The following is a 19,168-nucleotide window of genomic DNA, read 5'->3' as shown; positions in this document are numbered from 1 at the left end:
CTCAGGCCGCCTGCACCCGCCAGCCCAGCGCGGCATCGTGCAGTTCGCCGCTGCCGCTCACTTCGCTCACCTGCAGCTGCAGTCCCTGCGCGTTGGGCAGGTCCTTCTGTTCGGGGAACCAACGGCGATCAGCGGCAACCACGATCAGCAGCCCCTCGTCATCGCCCATCGGCGCGAACTGTGGCGACGGCGGGCTGATCGGTTGCAGGCCGAAGCACTGGCTGGACTGTTCGCGCACCGCATCGACATCGTGGCTGGGCAGGCCGACCTCGCTCAGGCAGGTCAGTTCGCTGCCATGGAAGGCACCGCTGCGGTCACTGGCCGGCAAGCGCCTGCGGCCGATCAGTTCCAGGATCAGGCCATCTGGACCGGTGAAATACACCGACTGCGATTGCCAGCTGCTTTCCAGAGCGAAGTAATCGAGGCCTTCGGGGTTGCGTTGAAAGGGCGTGCGTACACGCAGCCAGGTCATGGCATCGGCGAAGCGGTTGTCCGGCACATTGAAGGCCAGGTGCACGCCGCCGACCGCGTGGTCGCCCGCAGGTTGCAGCTGGATCGTGCTCCAGCCGATGCGGACCTGGTCACCGGCCACCTCCAGTTGCAGCACGTCGCGGAACCAGGCGGCAACGCGGGTGACGTCGGATACCGGCAGGGTGAGGTGCAGCAGGCGCATGGTCGATCCTCCGTGTAACGCTGGGTGCAGTGTAGTCCCGCGCACCTTCGCGTCGCGTCATCACCTGCGCAACGAATCGTTACTGCCAGCCGCAGCGTCGAGCCGTGCTCGACAGCTTCTACCGCAGTGCCTCACCGAAGAAGCGCACCGCGTCTTCCACCACCACGGCATGCGTCTGTTCCTTCGGTACCGCAGTCACACACAGCGCCTGCAGCCGCTTCTTCGCCAGCGGCGTGCACCCGGACAGGAAATCGTAGTGGCCGACACCTGGCAACGCGTGCAGTGTTGCTTTCGGAATCAGCGCCGCCGCCACATCACCGTTGGTCGCTGGTGGCGCCACCTCGTCGGCAGAGCCCAGCACGATCGCCACCGGCTGCTGCAGCGCCTTCAGCTGCTCCGGTGTGAATGCCTGCACGATGGCCGGCGCCAGCACGAACACGGCGCGGACACCGGGAATCGAACGATCATCCTGTGCGTGTTGCACGTAGGGCTGCAGTTGCGGCGATGCTGCTGCAGCAAGACGCGCCTCCATCGTATGTGTGGCCGCTTCCTGCTGCGGTCTGCACACGCCGTCGTCCGGGTGCGCCCGGCAGAACGCCAGCAGCCGCGTCATGTCCGGCCGTGCGCCAGCGCTCAGCAGTGCGGTGAAGCCACCGGCGGAATAGCCGATCACGCCCAGCCGCGACGCATCAATGTGTGGCCCCAGTTGCGGGTCGGCTTTTACCGCGGCCAGCGCGGCCTTCAGGTCGTCGGCGCGCAGCCAGGTCAGCACGCTGCCGGCCAGCGTCATCTCATCGGCGCCGTTGTTGCCCGGGTGGTCCACGGCGATCACCAGGTAGCCGGCGCGTGCCAGCGCGGTGCCCAGCCACCCCATCATGCGCGCGGTGCCGCCATTGCCATGCGACAGCAACAGGGTCGGCAGGCGCGCGCCGGCAATGGGGGCGTCCTTGGCGGCGCGCCCCACTTCGAACAGTGGCGCATCCGCTGGCCCGATGGTGAGCGGCGTCTCGTCGCTGCCTGGGCTTGCTGGGTACCACAGGGTGAAGCGCAGCACATCGCGGTGCACGCCATCGCGTATCGCCGCGCTTTCCAGCGTTGTCACACCGTGGCGTTCACCGGCGATGAGGGGAGTCGCCGCCATCGCCATCGGCGCCAGCGAAGCCAACAGCAGGGCCAGGATCCATCGCGTCGCATGCATCGTCAGTCTCTCCGGGTCAGGCAGTGCGTTGATCGACCGGCAGCCAGATTTCCACGCCACCGTGGCCGCTGTGCTCGTCGAAGCGGGTGTCGTAGCGTTCAAGGTCCGGCGCGTTGGCCAGGTTGAGGTGGTTGGCGGGCAGATACTGGTCCAGCAGCCAGAACCAGGTCGAGCGGATGGTGGAGATATGGCCGCCATGCCACGCCACCAGGTAACGGCGCGCAGGCACATCCACCCGCTGCCAGTGTGCCGGTACCGATGGCAGTGCGTTCACCGGCAGCGCTGCGATGTAGTCGAAGCCGCCATCGTCGTCACTGTTGCAGCACACACCGAAACTGACCGGTGCCGGCGTTGGCCATTCGCGATTGAGCTGCGCCCATTGCCCGGGAATCGCACCGCCACTGTTGCGGGTGTGGCGCATGCCGATGCCGGCTACCCGGAAGGGCGTGCAGTCGATCAGCCTGGGCACTTCGCTGCAGGCCTGTGGTGCATCGTCGAGGCGGATCGCGTGCACCAGTACCAGTTCCTGCAGGCCCTGCTCGCGCACGCGCTCCGGGGTCTGCCCGAACTGCTCGCAGAAGGCACGGGTGAACGCGGCATGCGTGCTGTAGCCCGCCGCCAGCGCTACCTGCAGGATGTCGCCGGCACCGTTGGCCAGCTGCTGTGCAGCAGCGGTCAGGCGGCGTCCACGCAGGTAGCGCACCACCGACGTACCGGTGCGGGCCTGGAACAGGCGCGACAGGTGGAACGGCGACAGCCCGGCGGCTGCCGCGATGTCGGCCAGCGCCAGCGGCTTGTCAGCATGGCTTTCGATGTACCACAACGCTTTGCCTGCCGCGCTCATCGCGCTGTTCCTTGTTCGAATGCCGGGCAGCGTAACGGATCGACGGGGTGGGGCGCTTAGCAGTTCTTGCGGTGGCGGGGCTTTGCGTTTGCCGTGGTAGCGGCAGCTCTCCCCGCCCCCTTCCTGGTGGTCTTCGCGCTCGCACTGTTCATCCCGTTGCGGACGGCGCGGCCAGCCAGCTTCGGCTTCGACGACGACGCTGCCGGGTAGCACAAGCCCGGTACGGGCGGCACCCGCACCGTAACCGCTGCAACTGTCGTCTCCACGTCATCGCTGCTTCACATCGCAGCCCGAGACTGCGCGCCTTGTCCAGGTCCCACCTGGCCCTGTCGTGCCTTCCCGGAGTTCCGCCGTGCATCGTTCGAAGCTGTCGCGTTCCATCCTCCTCGCCCTTGGTCTGGTCAGCGCAGGAGGCGCGATCGCGGCAGATGCCGGAACGGCGGACACCAGCAGCAGCGGCAGCCACACCGCGCCTACCCAGCTCGACGCGATGCTGGTCACCGGTACCCGGGCCTCCAACCGCACCCAGTTTGAAACCCTGGCGCCGGTGGACGTGTTCACCAAGCAGGACATCCAGTCGGTCGACTCCACCGACCTGAAGGACGTGCTGGCGCAGCTGGTGCCGTCGTTCGTGGTGCAGCGCCTGCCGATGGCCGATGGCCAGGTGTTCGTGCGCCCGGCCACGCTGCGTGGCCTGTCGCCGGACCAGACGCTGGTGCTGGTCAACGGCCGCCGCTTCCATCGCAGTGCGCTGCTCGGCAACCGCGGCGCACAGGCCGCCGACCTGGCGCAGATCCCGACCAGTGCCATCAAGCGCATCGAAGTGCTGCGCGATGGTGCGTCGGCGCAGTACGGTTCGGATGCCATCGCCGGCGTCATCAACATCATTCTGGAAGACAGCCCGGGCACCGAGATCACCGCCGGCTATTCGCAGTACGCCCAAGGCGATGGTGCCTCGCGTGACTTCAGTGCGCGCACCGGCTGGGCGTTGGGGGACTACGGCAGCCTGGCCCTGTTCGCCGAACCGTCCAACTCCGACGCCACCTCGCGCACCCGCCAGCGTCCCGACGCCATTGCCTTCCAGGCCGCGCATCCGGAGCTGGACGTGCCCAATCCGGTGCAGCGCTGGGGCCAGCCGGAGCTGGAAAGCCGCCGCGTGGGCTTCAACCTGAAGGCCAATGCCAGCGACACCCTGGAGCTGTATGCCTTCGGCCTGTACAGCCACAGCGATGGCGTCAGCGATTTCAATTGGCGCAACCCGGATACCACCACTGGCGCGTACCGTACGACCAGCATCTTCCCGGGCTGGAACCTGCGCTCGCTGTATCCGGTAGGCTTCAGCCCGCAGTACGGCAACACGCAGAACGACCTGCAGCTGGTCGCTGGCCTGCGCGGTGAGATCACCCCCAAGCTGCGCTGGGACCTGAGCGCCTCGTATGGCCGCAACGCAATCGACTACAGCCTGAAGAATTCGATCAACGCATCGCTGGGTCCCAACAGTCCGACCGCATTCGATCTCGGTCGCCTGACCCAGACCGAGAAGAATGCCAATGCGGACTTCAACTACGAATGGGACGTGGCCGCGCTGTCGAAGCCGATCAATGTCGCCTTCGGTGCCGAGTTCCGCCAGGAAACCTACCAGGTGCGCGCCGGTGACCCTGCCTCGTATGCGGTGGGCCGTGGTGCGGCGGCGGGTCTGGAAGCGAATTCCAACGGCGCGCCGGGTTTTTCGGCCAGCCAGGCCGGGCAGTGGAGCCAGCGCAGCAAGGCCGCCTACGTGGACATGGAAGTGCCGCTGGGCGAGCGCTGGAGCATCGGCGCGGCCGGTCGCTATGAAGACTTCTCCAGCTTCGGCAGCACGGTGGACGGCAAGTTGTCGGCGCGCTTTGCGATCACCCCGGACGTGGCCCTGCGTGGCACCCTGTCCACCGGCTTCCGCGCGCCCACCCCGGCCCAGCTCAACACCACCAGCACCACCCAGGGGCTGGATACGCGCACGCTGCAGATCTTTACCAGCGGCCGCCTGTCGCCCAGCGATCCGTTGGCGCAGCTGCTGGGCGCCAAGCCGCTGACCCCGGAAGAATCGCGCACTGCCTCGCTGGGCCTGACCTGGCGCACCGACATGGGCCTGTCCGGTTCGGTGGATGTCTACCGCATCCAGCTCAGCGACCGCTTCAGCCAGTCGGCCAGCTTCGCCATTCCGGCCGGCACGCCCAACCCGCTGGGCTATACCTCGGTGAACTACTTCACCAACGATTTCGACACCACCACCACCGGCGTGGACGTGGTCGGCAACTACCTGCGCGATCTCGGCGCCGGGCGCATGACGCTGACCCTGGCTTACAACTACAACCAGACCCGCGTCGACAACGGCAGCACCTCGGTGGCGACCAACGAGACCCAGCGCGTGCTGTTCGAAGACCGCCTGCCCGAGCACAAGGGCAGCTTCACCGGCAACTGGGACGTCGGCGCGTGGTCGTTGATGGCGCGCGTGCGCTACTACGGCAAGTGGACCGACTCCACCGGCAACGCAGCGGGCGATATCTACCAGCAGTTCGGTGCGATGACCTTCCTGGACCTGGCGGTGGGCTATCGCATCAACGAACACCACAGCCTGCGCGTGGGTGCCGACAACGTGTTCGACCGCTACCCGGATGAAGCCACCTTCCAGGCCAGCCGTGGCCTGATCTATTCGCGCAACGCGCCGTATGACACCGACGGCGCCAATGTGTACGCGCAGTACCGGCTGACCTTCTGATGGACAGCCGCCGTCGTTCCCTGCTGCGTGCGGGTGCGCTGTTGCCGGCCGCTGCGGCGTTGTCTTCACTGCCTGCCGCAGGCGCCGCGCGTTACGCTGGGCCCATGCAGATTCCCGCAACGACCGTGGCGCCGGACGTGCTGGCCCGCGACGAAGGCTACTGGGCAACCGTGGCCAGCCACTTCGACATCACCGATGAAGTGAACCACCTGGAGAATGGCTACTGGGGCGCGATGGGCCGCGAGACGCTGGCCAGCTACCAGCGGCACACCGCCGAAGTGAATCGTGGAAACGCCTGGTACGGCCGCCGCGCGTTCCCGGCGCAGTACATGGCGGTGCATCGGCAGGTGGCTGACATGCTCGGTGTCGGTGCGGACGAGATCGCGCTGACCCGCGGCGCCACCGAGGCGATGCTGGCGTTGATCGGCGGCTACAACCGCCTGCAGCCCGGCGACCAGGTGCTGTACGCCGACGTCGACTACGACAGCATGATCAACGCCATGCGCTGGCTGCAGCAGCATCGTGGCGTGCAGGTCGAGCGCATCGCACTGCCGGCGGTGCCAACCCATCAGCAGATCCTGCAGGCCTACGATGACGCGTTCGCGCGCCTGCCGCGCCTGAAGCTGGTGTTGCTGACCCAGGTCAGCCACCGCCATGGGCTGGTGCTGCCAGTGGCTGAGATCGCCGAGCGTGCGCGTGCGCGCGGCATCGATGTGATTGTCGATGCCGCACATGGCTTCGGCCAGATCGACTACGCGGTGCCGCAGCTGAGGGCCGATTTCGTTGGCATCAACCTGCACAAGTGGATCGGCGCACCGGTGGGCGTGGGCGCGATGTACGTACGCAAAGGGCGCGTGGCCGACCTGGATCCGTACATGGGCGAGACCGACGATGGTCGCGTGGGCAGCCGCGTGCATACCGGCACGGTCAACTTCGCTGCCTATCTGGCGCTGCCCGAGGCCATCGCGTTGCACCAGCGCATCGGCGCAGCCAACAAGCAGGCGCGCCTGCGTTACCTGCGCGAGCGGTGGACGGTGCCAGCGCGGCAGATGGCGCATATCGACGTGCTGTCGTCGGCGGATCCGGCGTTGGCCAGTGCATTGGCCAGCTTCCGCCTGCGTGGCCATACCTCGGTGGAAGACAACCTGGCGCTGCAGAAACGGCTGCTGGAGGAGCACCGGATATTCACCACGCATCGCGATGGTCTGGACTCCGGTGCCTGTGTGCGGGTGACGCCGTCGGTGTTCACCCGCCCCGCGCAGATGGATGCGCTGGTGCAGGCGCTGGCCGCGCTGGCCTGAAATCCCACCGCTTTGGTAGATGCCAACCTTGGTTGGCACCGCATCCACGCATGGCGTGGACGGGCATTGCCAACCAAGGTTGGCATCTACCGAAACAGACCCAGTAGATCCACGCCATGCGTGGATGCTCTCCGCCTACCGCTCGATCGCCGGCAACGCATCGGACAACAACAACCGATCGATCCGCCGCAGCGCGTTTTCCAGTTGCCGCCGGTCCGCAGCCAATCCCAACGACAGCCGCACTCCGCTCGCGAACGCTGCGCCCGGCGGACAGAATGCCGATGAAGGTGCGATCGCCAGGCCCTGCAGCTGTGCCGTACGCACCAGCGTGGCATCGGTCCAGGGTGCGGGCACCCGGCACCACGCATGCAGCCCATCGGCGCGCTCCAGCAATGAAGGCGCCAGCAGATACCGTGCCATCCGCGTGCGCTCGCGCGCTTCCTCGCGCACCTGCACCAGCAGCGCCTGCGCCGAACCATCCAGCAGCAGCTGGCTGGCCAGCGCGGATACCAGCGGATGGCCCATCAACCGCGTGGCACGCAGTGCGGCAGCCATCGCCTCGGCATGGGCGGCGCTTGGGCATTGCACGAACGCGGTACGCAGGCCGGGGCTGATCACCTTCGACAGCGTGGCTACATGGAACACATGTCGAGGTGCCAGCGTCGCCAGCGCAATCGGCGCGGTGACGGCCAGATGCCAGTACGGATCGTCTTCGATCGCCAGCAGGCCTTCGCGCTCCAGCACCCGCGCCAGCGCCTCGCGTCGCGGGGTGGGCACGGTCAGCGCCGTCGGGTTCTGGCAGGTGGGGTTGAGGTAGACCAGGCGCGCGCCACACTCCCGCGCCTGGCGTGCCAGCGCCTCCGGGCACATGCCCTGTTCGTCGCCCTCCACCGTGACCAGCCGCCGCCCCAGTGCCGCAGCCGCCTGCAGCAGGCCCGGATACACCAAGCGGTCGCAGAGGATCGCATCGCCCTCGCGCCCCTGGCTGACCAGGATTGCCGCCAGCGCCACCTGCGCGCCTTCGGTCAGCAGCAGGCGTGCATCGTCCACCGTGCCCAGCATCGGCTGCAGCCAGCGCGCCGCCGCGTGGCGATCGGTCGGGTTGCCACCGCCCAGGTGATAGGTCATCAGGTTCGGCGCATTGCTGCGCGCCAGTACCGCCGCTGCGCCTCGACGCAGCATGTCCGCCAGTGCATCGGCGTCGGGGACCGGCGGCACGTTCATGCTGAGATCGACGGCCTGATCAAAACCGGCCTTGGGCGGTGCGATGAAGCTGCCTTGCGGACCACGTGCTTCGATCAGACCACGCTTGCGTGCTTCATCGAACGCACGGGTCACCGTGGTCAGATCCACACCCAGCTGCTGTGCCAGTGCACGCTGCGAGGGCAGCCGTTGCCCGGGGGCCAGGCCGCCGCGATTGATGGTGCGTTCCAGTGTGTTGACGATGCGCAGGTAGATCGGGCCGCTGTGCACGTGCACGTCCTGCACCCAGCCCAGCCCTGCGACGCCAGGCCCTGCGACATCGGGTCGCGGCATGTACGGAGGATGTCGGGGCGTATCGTTGCTTCCAACGGCGGGAGCCTGTCCATAACCATCGGTCGGTTCGGACAGGTGACCGCCGTTGTTGTTTGCGGCGGCTGCGCCGGCCAGCGTCGGTGATGTCATCGCGCGTCCTCAGCGCTTGGCCTGCCACGGGCAGTAGCAGCCCACGGCAAGCAGTCCTTTCGGGCGCACGGTTTCCCCGCGCACCAGTTTGTCCAGCAGCGGTTCGACGAAGCTGTTGGCCGAATTGCAGACCATGCCGATGCTGTACGGGCCGGCATAGGCCAGGTGGCCCTGGCGGTCCCAGATCGCCACCGCCGGGCTGGCCGGAATGTTCTCGATGCCGTCGATGGTTGGCAGGTTGATGACCTTGTTGCGCAGCGGCTCGGGCAGTTCGCCTGCGGTGCCGGGGCGGCGGATCGCATAGAAGTCGATGCCGGCGCGGCGGTACATGCTGATCAGGTAGCTGAGGTGCGCACCGGTTTCGCGGTTGCACACGCCGCAGGCCGGGTCCCAGAAATGCACCACGCGGATGCGGCCGGTGTCGCCGGCCAGCTCCGCCGGCAACCGCAGCTGCGAGTCATCGAAGACGATGGCCTGTTCGGCGAACGAGGACTGCTCGCCATAGCCGAAGTACTGCCACAGGGCCGCCGCCACGCCGGCCATGAACAGGCAGGCGAGAGCGATCATCACGGGCAGCATCGAACGGCGTGGGCGCGGCGCGGTTGCGCCCATCAGGAGCCGTCCTCGCCGAACTTGTGCACGTACTGCTTACGCATCTCGCGGCAGGAATCGGCCTGGGCGCGGCGCTGGATCTCGCTGCGCGCCGCGTCCTCGCTGCGTTGCAGGCACTGTTCGATGGCGTGGCGCTCGGCGGCCTGCACATCCACGGTCTGCGGTTGCAGGCAGACCCAGGCCAGGGCGGCCAGCATCAGCACGACGAAGCCGCCGCAGCCGACCATCACCAGGTGGAACTTCAATTTGTCGGCGGCCATCGGCGGCACGTCCCTCGATCCATACATTACATACAAGATATCATTTTGTATGGTTATGGCTCACGGGGTGGCTCAGACGATCGCCGAATGCCGCGCGTCGGGCGCCTCGGACAGGATCTCGTTCAGCTTGGCCAGCGCCCCGGCCAAGGCCTCCTGGTCCACGGCCCCGCCCAGCGACAGGCGGATGGCGTTGCCCGGTGGCGGTTCTTCCACGCTGAAGGCGTCGGAGCTGGCGATGCCCAGGCCCTGTTCCTGCGCGGCCTGGATCAAGCGGTACTGGTCCAGCCGCGGCGGCAACGGCAGCCACACATGCAGGCCGGCCGGGTGGGCCTGGCGGCGCGCGGGCAGATAGCGCGCAGCGATGGCCTGGCGCTCGCGCAGTTCCTGCTGGAAGCGCTGCACCATCGCCTGCGCCTGGCCGGTGCGGATCCAGTGCGAGGCCACGGCCACCATCGACTGGGTCGGCATCAGCGCGATCGCGCGCAGGGCGTCCAGCACCGGCTCCATCGGCTGGCCGGCCGGCACCACCAGGTAGGCCGTGCGCAGGCCGGGAGCCAGGCACTTGGACAGGGTGGAGATGTAGTAGACCGGGCAGCCACCGTCGGCCAACGCGGCCAGTGGCGGCGCGGCATCACCGGCCAGCAGCCAATAGGGATCGTCCTCGACCACGGTCAGTTCGTGCCGCCGCGCGACTGCCAGCAGGGCCTGCCGGCGCTGCGCCGACATCGTCGCCGTGGTCGGGTTCTGGATGGTCGGCACCAGATACAGCAGGCGCGGCCGGCGCAGCTGGCAGGCCTCTTCCAGCGCATCGGGCAGCATGCCCTCGGCATCCATCGCCACCGGCACCACGCCCCGCTGCAGCACCCGCGCGGCGGCCAGCAGGCCCGGGTAGGTCAGCTGTTCGGCGGCGATCAGTTCGCCCGGCTGGGTGCGGGCCAGGATCAGCGCGCACAGCGCGGTCTGCGCACCGGGGCAGATCACCACCCGCTCGGCGCCCACCGGGCCGAGGATCGGCGCCAGCCATTGCACGGCCGCAGCGCGGTCGTCGCGGCTGCCGGCGCCGACGTGGTAGCTCATCAGCTCGCCCTGGCCCAGTTGCTGGCCCAGGTGCTGGAAACCGGCCTCCATGCCCTGTGCGAACGGCGCGCTGCCCAGCAGCGGCGGGATGTTCATGCTCAGGTCGACCGAGGTGCTGCGGTTGCCCGCGGACATCGCGATGAAGGTGCCGCCGGCCCCCTGTGCATCCAGCAGCCCGGCCTGGCGCAGTTCGGCGAAGGCGCGGGTGACCGTGGTCAGGTCCACGCCCACCTGCTGGGCCAGATCGCGCTGCGGTGGCAGGCGGTCGCCCGGGCGCAGCACGCCATCGTCCACCGCCTCGCGCACCTGCTGGGCGATCTGCAGGTACAGCGGTCCTGCGCCCTCACGGAAGGGGCGAACCCAGGTCCGGTTGGGGTGTTTCAGGCGGCGGCCGGCAGCAGGAGGCGTCATCGGTCGGAGTTTTCCATACGTGCAGATGCACAAGTCCATACAATGCTGTATCTTGTATGGGCTTGATTGGAGTGGTTCGCCTGCTTGTAGGCGACCTCGTACCCACAGTGTAGCCGCTCCACGCCCGGGCGCTGCGCGCAGGCGAGCCGGTCAAGCGCGCATCTTCAACAGGGTTGACCTCCAATGAATATCTGCTGGAACCGCATCCGCCTGGCGCTGGTCGCCCTGGCCTGCATCGCCCTGACGGGCTGCGATTGGGTGCTGCTGGATTCGAAAGGCATGGTCGGGATCGCCCAACGCGACCTGATCCTGATCTGCATCGGCCTGATGCTGATCGTCGTCGTGCCGGCCATCGTGCTGACCTTCGTGTTCGCCTGGCGCTTCCGCGCCGGTAATACCAAAGCGAAGTACACGCCGGACTGGTCGCACTCCACCAAGGTGGAAGTGGTGGTCTGGGGCGTGCCGTTGATCATCATCGCGGTGCTGGCGGTGATCGTGTGGCAGTCCACCCACGAGCTGGATCCGTACAAGCCGCTGGACGTGGCCGGCGAGCCACTGCACGTGGACGTGATCGCCACCGACTGGAAGTGGGTGTTCGTATACCCGGACCTGGGCATCGCCACGGTCAACCAGCTCAACTTCCCGGCCAACCGCGCGCTGGCGTTCAACATCACCTCCAACTCGACGATGAACACCTTCTTCATCCCGCAGCTGGGTGGGCAGATCTACGCGATGGCCGGCATGCGCACGCAGCTGCACCTGATCGCCAACGAGCCCGGCCAGTTCCGTGGCATGTCCGGCAACTACAGCGGCCATGGTTTCTCGAACATGAAGTTCATCGCCACCGCCAGCAGCAACGAAGACTTCGATCGCTGGGTGGCCGAGGTGCGCAGCGCGCCGGATGCGCTCAGCTTCGAACAGTTCAAGGCGCTGGCCGCACCGTCGAAGAATGCGCCGGTGCAGCACTTCTCCAGCGTTGAACCGCTGCTGTTCAAGAAAGTCATCGACCAGTTCATCGGCGTCGGTGAGAACACCGCTGCTGCGGCCCCGGCCGGTACGGCCGCCGGTGCCCAGGTTTCCCAGGAGTAACGAACATGTTGGGTAAATTGACGTGGGAGGCCGTGCCGCTGCACGAGCCGATCGTGGTGGTCACGCTGGCGGCCATGGTGCTGGGTGGCCTCGCGCTGCTCGGCGCGGTGACGTACTTCAAGCTGTGGGGCGTGCTGTGGCGCGACTGGTTCACCACCGTGGACCACAAGAAGATCGGCATCATGTACGTGGTCGTCGCTCTGGTCATGCTGGTGCGCGGCTTCGCCGATGCGCTGATGATGCGTGCACAGCTGGCGGCCGCCGGGCCGGGCAGTGATGGCTTCCTGCCACCGGAGCACTACGACCAGATCTTCACCGCGCACGGCGTGATCATGATCTTCTTCGTGGCCACCCCGTTCGTGGTCGGCCTGATGAACATCATCGTGCCGCTGCAGATCGGCGCGCGCGACATGGCGTTCCCGTTCCTCAACGCCTTCAGCTTCTGGATCTTCGTGGTCGGCGCTGCGCTGATGATGATCTCGCTGGGCGTTGGCGAATTCGCCATGACCGGCTGGGTCGCCTATCCGCCGCTGTCGGGCATCGAGTTCAGTCCAGGCGTGGGTGTCGATTACTACATCTGGGCGTTGCAGGCGTCCGGCATCGGTACGTTGCTGACCGGCGTCAACCTGTTCATCACCATCCTGCGCATGCGTGCGCCGGGCATGACGTTGATGAAGATGCCGGTGTTCACCTGGACCGTGCTGGTCACCAGCGTGATCATCATCGCCGCCTTCCCGATCCTGACCGTGGCCCTGGGTGCACTCACCTTGGACCGCTACCTGGACTTCAACTTCTACACCAACACGTTGGGTGGCAACCCGATGATGTACGTGAACCTGGTGTGGGCCTGGGGCCACCCGGAGGTGTACATCCTGGTGCTGCCGGCGTTCGGCATCTTCTCTGAAGTGACCGCTACGTTCTCGCGCAAGAAGCTGTTCGGCTACAAGTCGATGGTCGGCGCTACCCTGGCGATCGGCATCCTGTCCTTCATCGTCTGGCTGCACCACTTCTTCACCATGGGTTCCGGCGCCAGCGTCAATGCCTTCTTCGGCATCATGACGATGATCATCGCCATCCCCACCGGCGTGAAGATCTTTACCTGGCTGTTCACCATGTACGGCGGCCGCGTGGAGTTCAGCGTGCCGATGCTGTGGACCATCGCCTTCCTGGTCACCTTCACCATCGGTGGCATGACCGGCGTGCTGCTGGCCATCCCGGGCGCGGACTTCCTGCTGCACAACAGCCTGTTCCTGGTCGCCCACTTCCACAACACCATCATCGGCGGCGCGCTGTTCGGCTACCTGGCCGGCTTCGTCTACTGGTTCCCGAAGGTGTTCGGTTTCACTCTCAACGAGCGTCTGGGCAAGTGGTCCTTTGCCTGCTGGGTGATCGGCTTCTACCTGGCTTTCATGCCGCTGTACATGCTCGGCTTCATGGGCATGACCCGACGCATGAACCAGTACGACAACCCGGCGTGGACGCCGTACCTGATCGCTGCGTTCATTGGTGCGCTGTTCGTGTTCGCAGGCATCATCCTGATGCTGGTGCAGATCTACGTCAGCGTGCGCGACCGCAAGCGCAACCTCGACCTCACCGGCGACCCGTGGAATGCACGCACGCTGGAATGGGCCACGCCGTCGCCGCCGCCGTTCTACAACTTCGCTGTGGTGCCCAAGGCCGATGAGCTGGACGCCTTCCACGAAGCGAAGAAGCGCGGCCTGCCACCGCCGCCGAAGAAGTACGCGCCGATCCACATGCCGAAGAACACCGGCGTGCCGTTGATCCTCAACGTCTGGATCCTGGTGCTGTGCTTCGCCCTGGTCTGGCACATCTGGTGGATGGCCGGTGCCAGCTTCATCGCGATGATCGTCACCCTGATCGCGCGCTCCTACAACGAGGACGTGGATTACTACGTCAGCTCCGAGGAGGTGGCGCGTACCGAAGCGGCCAACCATGCCAAGCTGCAGGAGGTGCGTGCATGAACCTGTTGACCCGTCCGCAGCTGGACAGCGATGCGCTGGTCCACGACGAACACCATGAGCACGACCACGCCCACGAACAGGGCGGCATGAAAGTGTTCGGCATGTGGGTGTACCTCATGTCCGACCTGGTGCTGTTCGGCTCGCTGTTCGCCTCGTACGCGGTGCTCAGCACCGCCTACGCAGGCGGCCCCACCGGCAAGGAGCTGTTCTCGCTGCCGTTCGTGATGGCCGAGACCTTCATCCTGCTGGTGTCCAGCATCACCTACGGCCAGGCCGTGCTGGCCATGCACCGCCTGGACAAGGCGGCGGTGCTGCGCTGGCTGGGCGTGACCTTCGTGCTCGGTGCTTCGTTCATCGGCATGGAGATCTACGAGTTCTCGCACCTGATCCACGAAGGTGCGGGCCCGAGCACCAGTGCCTACCTGTCGGCGTTCTTCGCCCTGGTCGCTACCCACGGCCTGCACGTGGCCAGCGGCCTGATCTGGATGGCGGTGGTGATGCACCAGGTGTATCGCCGTGGCCTGACCCCGACCAACATCACCCGCGTGTCCTGCCTGAGCCTGTTCTGGCACTTCCTGGACCTGGTGTGGATCTGCGTCTTCACCTTCGTCTACCTGATCGGAGCCTTCTGACATGGCCCACGTCGAAACCTCGCGCGCCGGCAATGCGCACGGTTCCACCAAGTCCTACCTGATCGGCTTCGTGCTGTGCGCGCTGCTGACGGTGGTGCCGTTCGCGCTGGTGATGAACCCGGTGCTGTCGCGGCCGGTCACGCTGTTCCTGCTGGTCGGATTCGCCGTCGCGCAGATCCTGGTGCAGCTGGTGTACTTCCTGCACATGGACCGCAAGTCCGAAGGTGGCTGGAACCTCGCCAGCTTCGTGTTCACCCTGGTGATCCTGTTCATCGTGGTCGCATTGTCGATCTGGATCATCTGGAGCATGCACTACCACATGATGATCAACTGACCGTGGCCGGGGCGATCGGCATGGAATGCACGATCGCCCTGGCACCTCAGCCCTCTCTCCCCCAGGGCAGGCCTGACCGAGACCGCGCCCACCTCGTGTTGGTGGTACCCGTGATGCGTGTTGCTTCCGTTGTTCGTTCCCTTCGCCTGCCGCTGCTTGCCGCAGGCCTGGCACTCGGCCTGCTGGCCGGCTGCAGCGCGCAGTCGCGCATGGATTTCTATTCCAAGGACATCGCCTGCGAGGAGCTGGGCCAGCACTGGACCATGCCCGACAGCGCCGGCACCCTGCGTGGCCCGAAGGACCTGCAGGGGCAGGTGACCTACCTGTTCTTCGGCTTCACCAGCTGCCCCGACGTGTGCCCGACCACCATGGTCGAACTGAGCCAGGTCAAGCACCTGATGGGCAAGGATGCCGACCAGCTGCAGGTGGTGTTCGTCAGCGTGGACCCGGCGCGCGACACCCCCGAAGTCGCACACACCTACGTGCACGCGTTCGATCCGAAGGCGATCGCGCTGGTGGGCGATGAGGCGCAGCTCTCGGCGATGGCCAGTGACTTCAAGGCGTTCTATGAGAAGGAGCCCGGCCAGCTGCCGGACACCTACACGATGAGCCACATCGCCGGCGGCTACGTGTTCGACCGACAGGGCCGCCTGCGCCTGTTCGCCCCCTATGGCATGCCGGTGGAACAGCTGTTCTCGGACGTGCAGCGGCTGTTGCTGGAGCCGGAACATCCGGCCGCCGGCAGCGAAGCACTGGCCGCGTGCAAGCTGCCGCACAATACCAGCCTCGCCGCCCGCTGAGCGACGCGTCCGCTCCGGTGGGTGATGCCCGCTCCGGTGGGTGTCGACCTTGGTCGACACGATCACACATGCGCCAATCCCCCGGCCGGCCAAGAGAGCCAACCGGCCAGGGGCACCACTCAACGCCTTACTTGGTTTCTTCCCACTGCACCACGTCCGGCTCGGCAGCCTTGATGCCGGCGGTCGACAGCAGCTTGGTGGTCGCATCCAGCGCCGCGTTCACCGAGGGGTACTCGACGATCGCACGGCCGGAGGCCTTGGACACCTTCACCACGGTGCCGCCTGTGGCAGTGGCCGCGCGCTGGGCCGAGGCCGCATCGGTGAAGAACACCTTCACCCGTGAGGTCGCCACCACCGGCGCACCATCATTGGATACCGCCGCCGCGAACTTGCCGGCACCGGCATCAGCGCCGCCTGCTGCTGCACCATCCAGCGAACGCTTGCTGCGCGCGCTGGTCGTGGTCGCCGCCGCCTGCGGGGTGATCGTGAACTGACCGCCTGCGGCCTGCTTCACGGTGGTCGAAGGAGACAGCTGGAAACGCGCGCCGCCCACATCGAACGAACGGCCGGTAGCGGAAGCTTTCAGTTCCTGCGCATCCACGGTGGACAGGCTCCGGGCCGGTGGGGTCTGCCCCGAGCTCTGTGCCCAGGCAGGGGAGGTCATCGCCGCGAAGGCGAGCGTGCTCAACAGAATGGTCGTCTTCATCATCAGTGCCCCAGAACGCGGATCTTGAAGAATTCGAGGTTGCCGCGCGATGCAGCGTTTGCGGCCTGCCCCATGTCGGTTACTTCCAGCGTCCAGGTGCCGGTGGCGTTCTCATCCAGGAAGGCATTGCTGGACAGCAGATCCCAGTTGGTGAAGTTGCGCTGCACGCCCCCCGTACCCGAGCCGATGGCGGTAAACGCCGGCTGCACCACGCTACGCGTGCCACTGGGCGAAACCAGCACGAACTGCAGCTGGCGGGTGTTGCTGTGGTTCACCCGGAAGCCCAGCTGCACCGATTCGATGTTGCGTGCACCATTGGCTACCTGGAAGGTCAGCCGCGCAGCCGCGTTGGTGGTGTTGCCGATGGCGACGGTGCGCGTGGTAGTGCGCCAGCCGGTGTCGACCAGCGGGCCCAGCGACTGGAAGTTCTCCGCTACCTGCACGGCACGCGCCGCATTGACCACACCGAAGCCGTACCAGTTGCTGTACGCGCGGTTGGCGGCGTTCACCGTCCAGCCCGGCACCAGCGTGCGCCCGTCGGCCAGCGTCACCGCCGGCTGGTTGGGATGATTGCGCGTGGCGGTAGTGGCCAGGATGTATTTCACATCGCGGTAGGACAGGTTCGGATTCGCTTCCAGCACCAGCGCCGCCACGCCCGACACCATCGGCGTCGCTGCCGAGGTACCGTTCATCCTGCCGGTGTAGTTGCAGGTGCTGTCGAGGGCCGACAGGTTGCTGTCCAGCGCGTTGTAACGCTGGGCATTGGTGTTGCTGCCCTGCGCGCAGCCGGTCACGTCGGTGGTGAGGATGGCCGGATCGTAGCGAACCGCCAACTGGTTCGGCACGTACTGCCGCTGCCAGCCGTTCTCGCCACCAAAGCCGGACACCCAAAGCGCCGAACCGGTGGACGAGTACGACGAACGCACGCCGTCGGCGCGTACTGCCGCCACGGTGATCACGTTGAACAGGTTGTTGCGTGGATCGCGGCCGGCCGGCACGCAGCCGGTTCTGCGGTTCCTGGTGTCGGCGGTGCAGACGTCCTGGAACTGGTTGATCGCGGCGTTGTCGAAGTTGTTGCCCGCCGCCTTTACGTAGATGCCGCCGCGGCCGCCACGCGTGCCGGACAGGGCCTGCTCATTGGATGCCACGTCGTTCTGGCTGAAGGCGAACGGCAGGTTGGGGTTGCTGGGACCGGCGCCCCAGCTGTTGTTGAACACCTGCACATCGGCCGACTCGGCACCATCCCACCACGAGTACTCGATATTGCTCAGCTGGTTACCCCCTGCATCCGAGGCCAGCACGTTGAAGCCCTTCAGCGTGGCGGCGGGCGCAACGCCGCGGACGCCCACGCCGTTGGCACCGACCGCGCCGGCGATGCCGCCGACCATCGTGCCGTGGTTGTCCCTGTTGGGGTCGGACGGCGAAGGGTTGTTGCTGCCGTTGGCGAAGTTCTTGCCCGCGATTGCCGCGACGTTGGCTGCCAGGTCCGGGTGGGCGATCTGCAGGCCGTCATCGACGATCGCGATGGTGACGCCCTGACCGCGGATGCCATTGCGGAACAGACCATCCACGTTGAGATCGTTGCCGGCCACGGGCAGGGTATCGCCCAGCACCGCTTGCCCGGTGTTGAGCAGGTGCCACTGCCGCCCGGCCAGCGGATCAGCCTGTTGCGCCTGGGCGGTAAGGGCCAGGCTGCCCAGTACCAAGGCAGTGGCCAGGGCCAGGCGCGCAGAGCGCGGTGGCGCGGAGCGTTGCGTGTGTCGCTTCATACACGAATCCTTCTGTTGTGAATCGGCATGGCAGGACGGCGGGGCGGATCTGCCCCATCGCAACGAGCCAAACGCGACACAACGAACAACCCCCTACCTCTTCACGCAGCCAATGTGCTGATGTGCCAAATGCGTCACAAACACTTATGCCGCCTGGTAATCACGACTGCGCCGCTCTGGCCTGAGTTTCGGTAGATGCCAACCTTGGTTGGCACACCCCCGCCATGCCACCATGCCTGCAGCCCCCTGAGGACAGCGGATGACACGCCCCAATGCCCGCGCTCGTGCCGATCTGGCCCCGCTCACCGTGGCCACCATCCGCAAGGTGGTGCTGTCGATGTATCACCGCCGCCACGACTACTGGACCGACGCCGACATCGCCGAGCTGCTGCCGGAGCTCAGCGCATTCAACATCACCACGGTGAAGCAGCTGCGCCTGCTGATGAAACGGCACCGCCGTGCGCTGCTGCGGGAGGAGAGGGCGAAGATGCCACGGGCACAGACGCTGGACCTGCTGGCCGAGGGCGGCTGGCGTGGCATTGATGTACACGCCAACACCAGCTGGTACGCGATTGGCGGCCTGGTCCGCATCAGCATGGAACATGAATTTGGCTTTGAGACCATGCTGCCGTTCCATGAGATACGCGACGCTGCCATGCAGCCAGATGCGGAGGCGCAGACGTGAAGACCCTGGCGTGGCTGTTGGCGCTGGCAACCGTGCTTTACGTGGGGGGATGCTCGGCCACTTCCATCCTGACCGAGCGCGGCATCGCTTCCCTGCAGCCTGGGGACCGCCGAGAGGCGGTCATCGATGCGCTGGGCGCACCCGATGTCACCGAGCCGCGTGGACAACCGTTTTCCCGCTATGCCAGCGCGCCATGCAGCGGCATCTGCGTGGAACGGCTGTGGTACGAAAATCCATTCCTGCCCCATATCGAAGCGTGGTCGGTGGAGCTGGATGGCACTGGCCATGTCGTGCGGACTTCGCATTGGACATCGCCATAGTGTCGAGGCCACCCGATGCCCGGATCATCGCACCCCCTCCCGCTCCCCTGTG

General features: G+C 66.5%; 18 protein-coding genes. 9 read left to right on the top strand and 9 right to left on the bottom strand.

Translation table 11 applies throughout. The features are described from left to right. Nucleotide 1: 1 nt before the first annotated feature. From CR156_RS18625 to CR156_RS18615, 3 genes are all read right to left on the bottom strand, one after another. Nucleotides 2–673, bottom strand: a complete 672-nt coding sequence (locus tag CR156_RS18625) for a VOC family protein (RefSeq protein ID WP_100553905.1) — start codon at nucleotides 671–673, stop codon at nucleotides 2–4. Between the two features lie 118 nt (nucleotides 674–791). Next, nucleotides 792–1,820 carry an alpha/beta hydrolase family protein gene (locus tag CR156_RS18620; RefSeq protein ID WP_409349574.1) on the bottom strand — a complete coding sequence of 343 codons (1,029 nt, stop codon included), beginning with the start codon at nucleotides 1,818–1,820 and terminating at the stop codon, nucleotides 792–794. Nucleotides 1,821–1,887: 67 nt separating this feature from the next. Continuing rightward, the gene (locus CR156_RS18615) at nucleotides 1,888–2,715 is read right to left on the bottom strand and encodes an AraC family transcriptional regulator (protein WP_100553903.1); all 828 of its coding nucleotides are present in this window, start codon (nucleotides 2,713–2,715) and stop codon (nucleotides 1,888–1,890) included. A 352-nt stretch (nucleotides 2,716–3,067) separates the two neighbouring features. Here CR156_RS18615 and CR156_RS18610 point away from each other — a divergent pair, with 352 nt between their 5' ends. Both CR156_RS18610 and CR156_RS18605 read left to right on the top strand, forming a co-directional pair. Continuing rightward, nucleotides 3,068–5,473 (top strand): TonB-dependent receptor plug domain-containing protein, encoded by a 2,406-nt coding sequence (locus CR156_RS18610; protein WP_100553902.1) that lies wholly within the window; start codon nucleotides 3,068–3,070, stop codon nucleotides 5,471–5,473. Next, nucleotides 5,473–6,774: an aminotransferase class V-fold PLP-dependent enzyme gene (locus tag CR156_RS18605; RefSeq protein ID WP_100553901.1), complete on the top strand. Its 1,302-nt coding sequence runs from the start codon at nucleotides 5,473–5,475 to the stop codon at nucleotides 6,772–6,774. The genes CR156_RS18610 and CR156_RS18605 overlap by 1 nt, the downstream gene beginning before the upstream one ends. A gap of 135 nt (nucleotides 6,775–6,909) precedes the next feature. On the opposite strand, the gene CR156_RS18600 is transcribed toward CR156_RS18605, so the two are convergent. The 4 genes from CR156_RS18600 to CR156_RS18585 all read right to left on the bottom strand — a co-directional run bounded on the left by CR156_RS18600 (nucleotide 6,910) and on the right by CR156_RS18585 (nucleotide 10,799). After that, nucleotides 6,910–8,439, bottom strand: a complete 1,530-nt coding sequence (locus CR156_RS18600; RefSeq protein WP_100553900.1) for an aminotransferase-like domain-containing protein — start codon at nucleotides 8,437–8,439, stop codon at nucleotides 6,910–6,912. A 9-nt stretch (nucleotides 8,440–8,448) separates the two neighbouring features. Continuing rightward, nucleotides 8,449–9,051 (bottom strand): DUF6436 domain-containing protein, encoded by a 603-nt coding sequence (locus CR156_RS18595; protein WP_100553899.1) that lies wholly within the window; start codon nucleotides 9,049–9,051, stop codon nucleotides 8,449–8,451. Beyond that, complete coding sequence (locus CR156_RS18590; protein ID WP_089238161.1) at nucleotides 9,051–9,311, bottom strand: hypothetical protein; 261 nt, start codon at nucleotides 9,309–9,311, stop codon at nucleotides 9,051–9,053. The genes CR156_RS18595 and CR156_RS18590 overlap by 1 nt, the downstream gene beginning before the upstream one ends. A gap of 72 nt (nucleotides 9,312–9,383) precedes the next feature. Beyond that, a complete protein-coding gene (locus CR156_RS18585) occupies nucleotides 9,384–10,799 on the bottom strand; it encodes an aminotransferase-like domain-containing protein (protein WP_089237525.1) in 1,416 nt (471 codons plus the stop codon). Between the two features lie 183 nt (nucleotides 10,800–10,982). On the opposite strand from CR156_RS18585, the gene cyoA reads away from it, so the two are divergent. The 5 genes from cyoA to CR156_RS18560 all read left to right on the top strand — a co-directional run bounded on the left by cyoA (nucleotide 10,983) and on the right by CR156_RS18560 (nucleotide 15,636). After that, nucleotides 10,983–11,888: a ubiquinol oxidase subunit II gene (gene cyoA / locus CR156_RS18580; protein WP_100553898.1), complete on the top strand. Its 906-nt coding sequence runs from the start codon at nucleotides 10,983–10,985 to the stop codon at nucleotides 11,886–11,888. Nucleotides 11,889–11,893: 5 nt separating this feature from the next. Then, a complete protein-coding gene (gene cyoB, locus CR156_RS18575) occupies nucleotides 11,894–13,870 on the top strand; it encodes a cytochrome o ubiquinol oxidase subunit I (RefSeq protein WP_100553897.1) in 1,977 nt (658 codons plus the stop codon). Beyond that, nucleotides 13,867–14,502 carry a cytochrome o ubiquinol oxidase subunit III gene (gene cyoC, locus CR156_RS18570; protein ID WP_100553896.1) on the top strand — a complete coding sequence of 212 codons (636 nt, stop codon included), beginning with the start codon at nucleotides 13,867–13,869 and terminating at the stop codon, nucleotides 14,500–14,502. The genes cyoB and cyoC overlap by 4 nt, the downstream gene beginning before the upstream one ends. Nucleotide 14,503: 1 nt before the next feature. Further along, complete coding sequence (cyoD, locus tag CR156_RS18565) at nucleotides 14,504–14,836, top strand: cytochrome o ubiquinol oxidase subunit IV (RefSeq protein WP_025877422.1); 333 nt, start codon at nucleotides 14,504–14,506, stop codon at nucleotides 14,834–14,836. A 113-nt stretch (nucleotides 14,837–14,949) separates the two neighbouring features. Next, the gene (locus tag CR156_RS18560) at nucleotides 14,950–15,636 is read left to right on the top strand and encodes an SCO family protein (RefSeq protein WP_100553895.1); all 687 of its coding nucleotides are present in this window, start codon (nucleotides 14,950–14,952) and stop codon (nucleotides 15,634–15,636) included. 127 nt (nucleotides 15,637–15,763) lie between these two features. Here the strand turns inward: CR156_RS18560 and CR156_RS18555 are convergent, their stop codons facing one another. Beyond that, the gene (locus CR156_RS18555; protein ID WP_100553894.1) at nucleotides 15,764–16,345 is read right to left on the bottom strand and encodes a S8 family serine peptidase; all 582 of its coding nucleotides are present in this window, start codon (nucleotides 16,343–16,345) and stop codon (nucleotides 15,764–15,766) included. Next, nucleotides 16,345–18,111, bottom strand: coding sequence for a S8 family serine peptidase (locus CR156_RS18550; RefSeq protein WP_100553893.1), 1,767 nt, complete (start codon nucleotides 18,109–18,111; stop codon nucleotides 16,345–16,347). Before CR156_RS18550 ends, CR156_RS18555 begins: the two co-directional genes overlap by 1 nt. A gap of 259 nt (nucleotides 18,112–18,370) precedes the next feature. Between CR156_RS18550 and CR156_RS18545 the strand changes: the two genes are divergently transcribed. Together CR156_RS18545 and CR156_RS18540 are read left to right on the top strand one after the other, a co-directional pair. Then, on the top strand, nucleotides 18,371–18,796 hold the full coding sequence (locus tag CR156_RS18545) for a hypothetical protein (RefSeq protein WP_100553892.1): 426 nt from the start codon (nucleotides 18,371–18,373) through the stop codon (nucleotides 18,794–18,796). Continuing rightward, a complete protein-coding gene (locus CR156_RS18540) occupies nucleotides 18,793–19,116 on the top strand; it encodes a hypothetical protein (protein ID WP_100553891.1) in 324 nt (107 codons plus the stop codon). The genes CR156_RS18545 and CR156_RS18540 overlap by 4 nt, the downstream gene beginning before the upstream one ends. Nucleotides 19,117–19,168 lie beyond the last annotated feature (52 nt).

This window comes from Stenotrophomonas lactitubi, from assembly GCF_002803515.1.
Taxonomy (GTDB): domain Bacteria; phylum Pseudomonadota; class Gammaproteobacteria; order Xanthomonadales; family Xanthomonadaceae; genus Stenotrophomonas; species Stenotrophomonas lactitubi.
Note: the sequence above shows the minus strand (reverse complement) of the source record. Positions and strands in the feature narration are given on the sequence as shown.

Excerpts from the sequence above, each read along its gene's own strand:
- CR156_RS18625 (WP_100553905.1), bottom strand. The coding sequence starts at position 673 with ATGCGCCTGCTGCACCTCACCCTGCCGGTATCCGACGTCACCCGCGTT.
- CR156_RS18620 (WP_409349574.1), bottom strand. The coding sequence starts at position 1,820 with ATGGCGATGGCGGCGACTCCCCTCATCGCCGGTGAACGCCACGGTGTG.
- CR156_RS18615 (WP_100553903.1), bottom strand. The coding sequence starts at position 2,715 with ATGAGCGCGGCAGGCAAAGCGTTGTGGTACATCGAAAGCCATGCTGAC.
- CR156_RS18605 (WP_100553901.1), top strand. The coding sequence starts at position 5,473 with ATGGACAGCCGCCGTCGTTCCCTGCTGCGTGCGGGTGCGCTGTTGCCG.
- CR156_RS18600 (WP_100553900.1), bottom strand. The coding sequence starts at position 8,439 with ATGACATCACCGACGCTGGCCGGCGCAGCCGCCGCAAACAACAACGGC.
- CR156_RS18595 (WP_100553899.1), bottom strand. The coding sequence starts at position 9,051 with ATGGGCGCAACCGCGCCGCGCCCACGCCGTTCGATGCTGCCCGTGATG.
- CR156_RS18590 (WP_089238161.1), bottom strand. The coding sequence starts at position 9,311 with ATGGCCGCCGACAAATTGAAGTTCCACCTGGTGATGGTCGGCTGCGGC.
- CR156_RS18585 (WP_089237525.1), bottom strand. The coding sequence starts at position 10,799 with ATGACGCCTCCTGCTGCCGGCCGCCGCCTGAAACACCCCAACCGGACC.
- cyoA (WP_100553898.1), top strand. The coding sequence starts at position 10,983 with ATGAATATCTGCTGGAACCGCATCCGCCTGGCGCTGGTCGCCCTGGCC.
- cyoB (WP_100553897.1), top strand. The coding sequence starts at position 11,894 with ATGTTGGGTAAATTGACGTGGGAGGCCGTGCCGCTGCACGAGCCGATC.
- cyoC (WP_100553896.1), top strand. The coding sequence starts at position 13,867 with ATGAACCTGTTGACCCGTCCGCAGCTGGACAGCGATGCGCTGGTCCAC.
- cyoD (WP_025877422.1), top strand. The coding sequence starts at position 14,504 with ATGGCCCACGTCGAAACCTCGCGCGCCGGCAATGCGCACGGTTCCACC.
- CR156_RS18560 (WP_100553895.1), top strand. The coding sequence starts at position 14,950 with ATGCGTGTTGCTTCCGTTGTTCGTTCCCTTCGCCTGCCGCTGCTTGCC.
- CR156_RS18555 (WP_100553894.1), bottom strand. The coding sequence starts at position 16,345 with ATGATGAAGACGACCATTCTGTTGAGCACGCTCGCCTTCGCGGCGATG.
- CR156_RS18550 (WP_100553893.1), bottom strand. The coding sequence starts at position 18,111 with ATGAAGCGACACACGCAACGCTCCGCGCCACCGCGCTCTGCGCGCCTG.
- CR156_RS18545 (WP_100553892.1), top strand. The coding sequence starts at position 18,371 with ATGACACGCCCCAATGCCCGCGCTCGTGCCGATCTGGCCCCGCTCACC.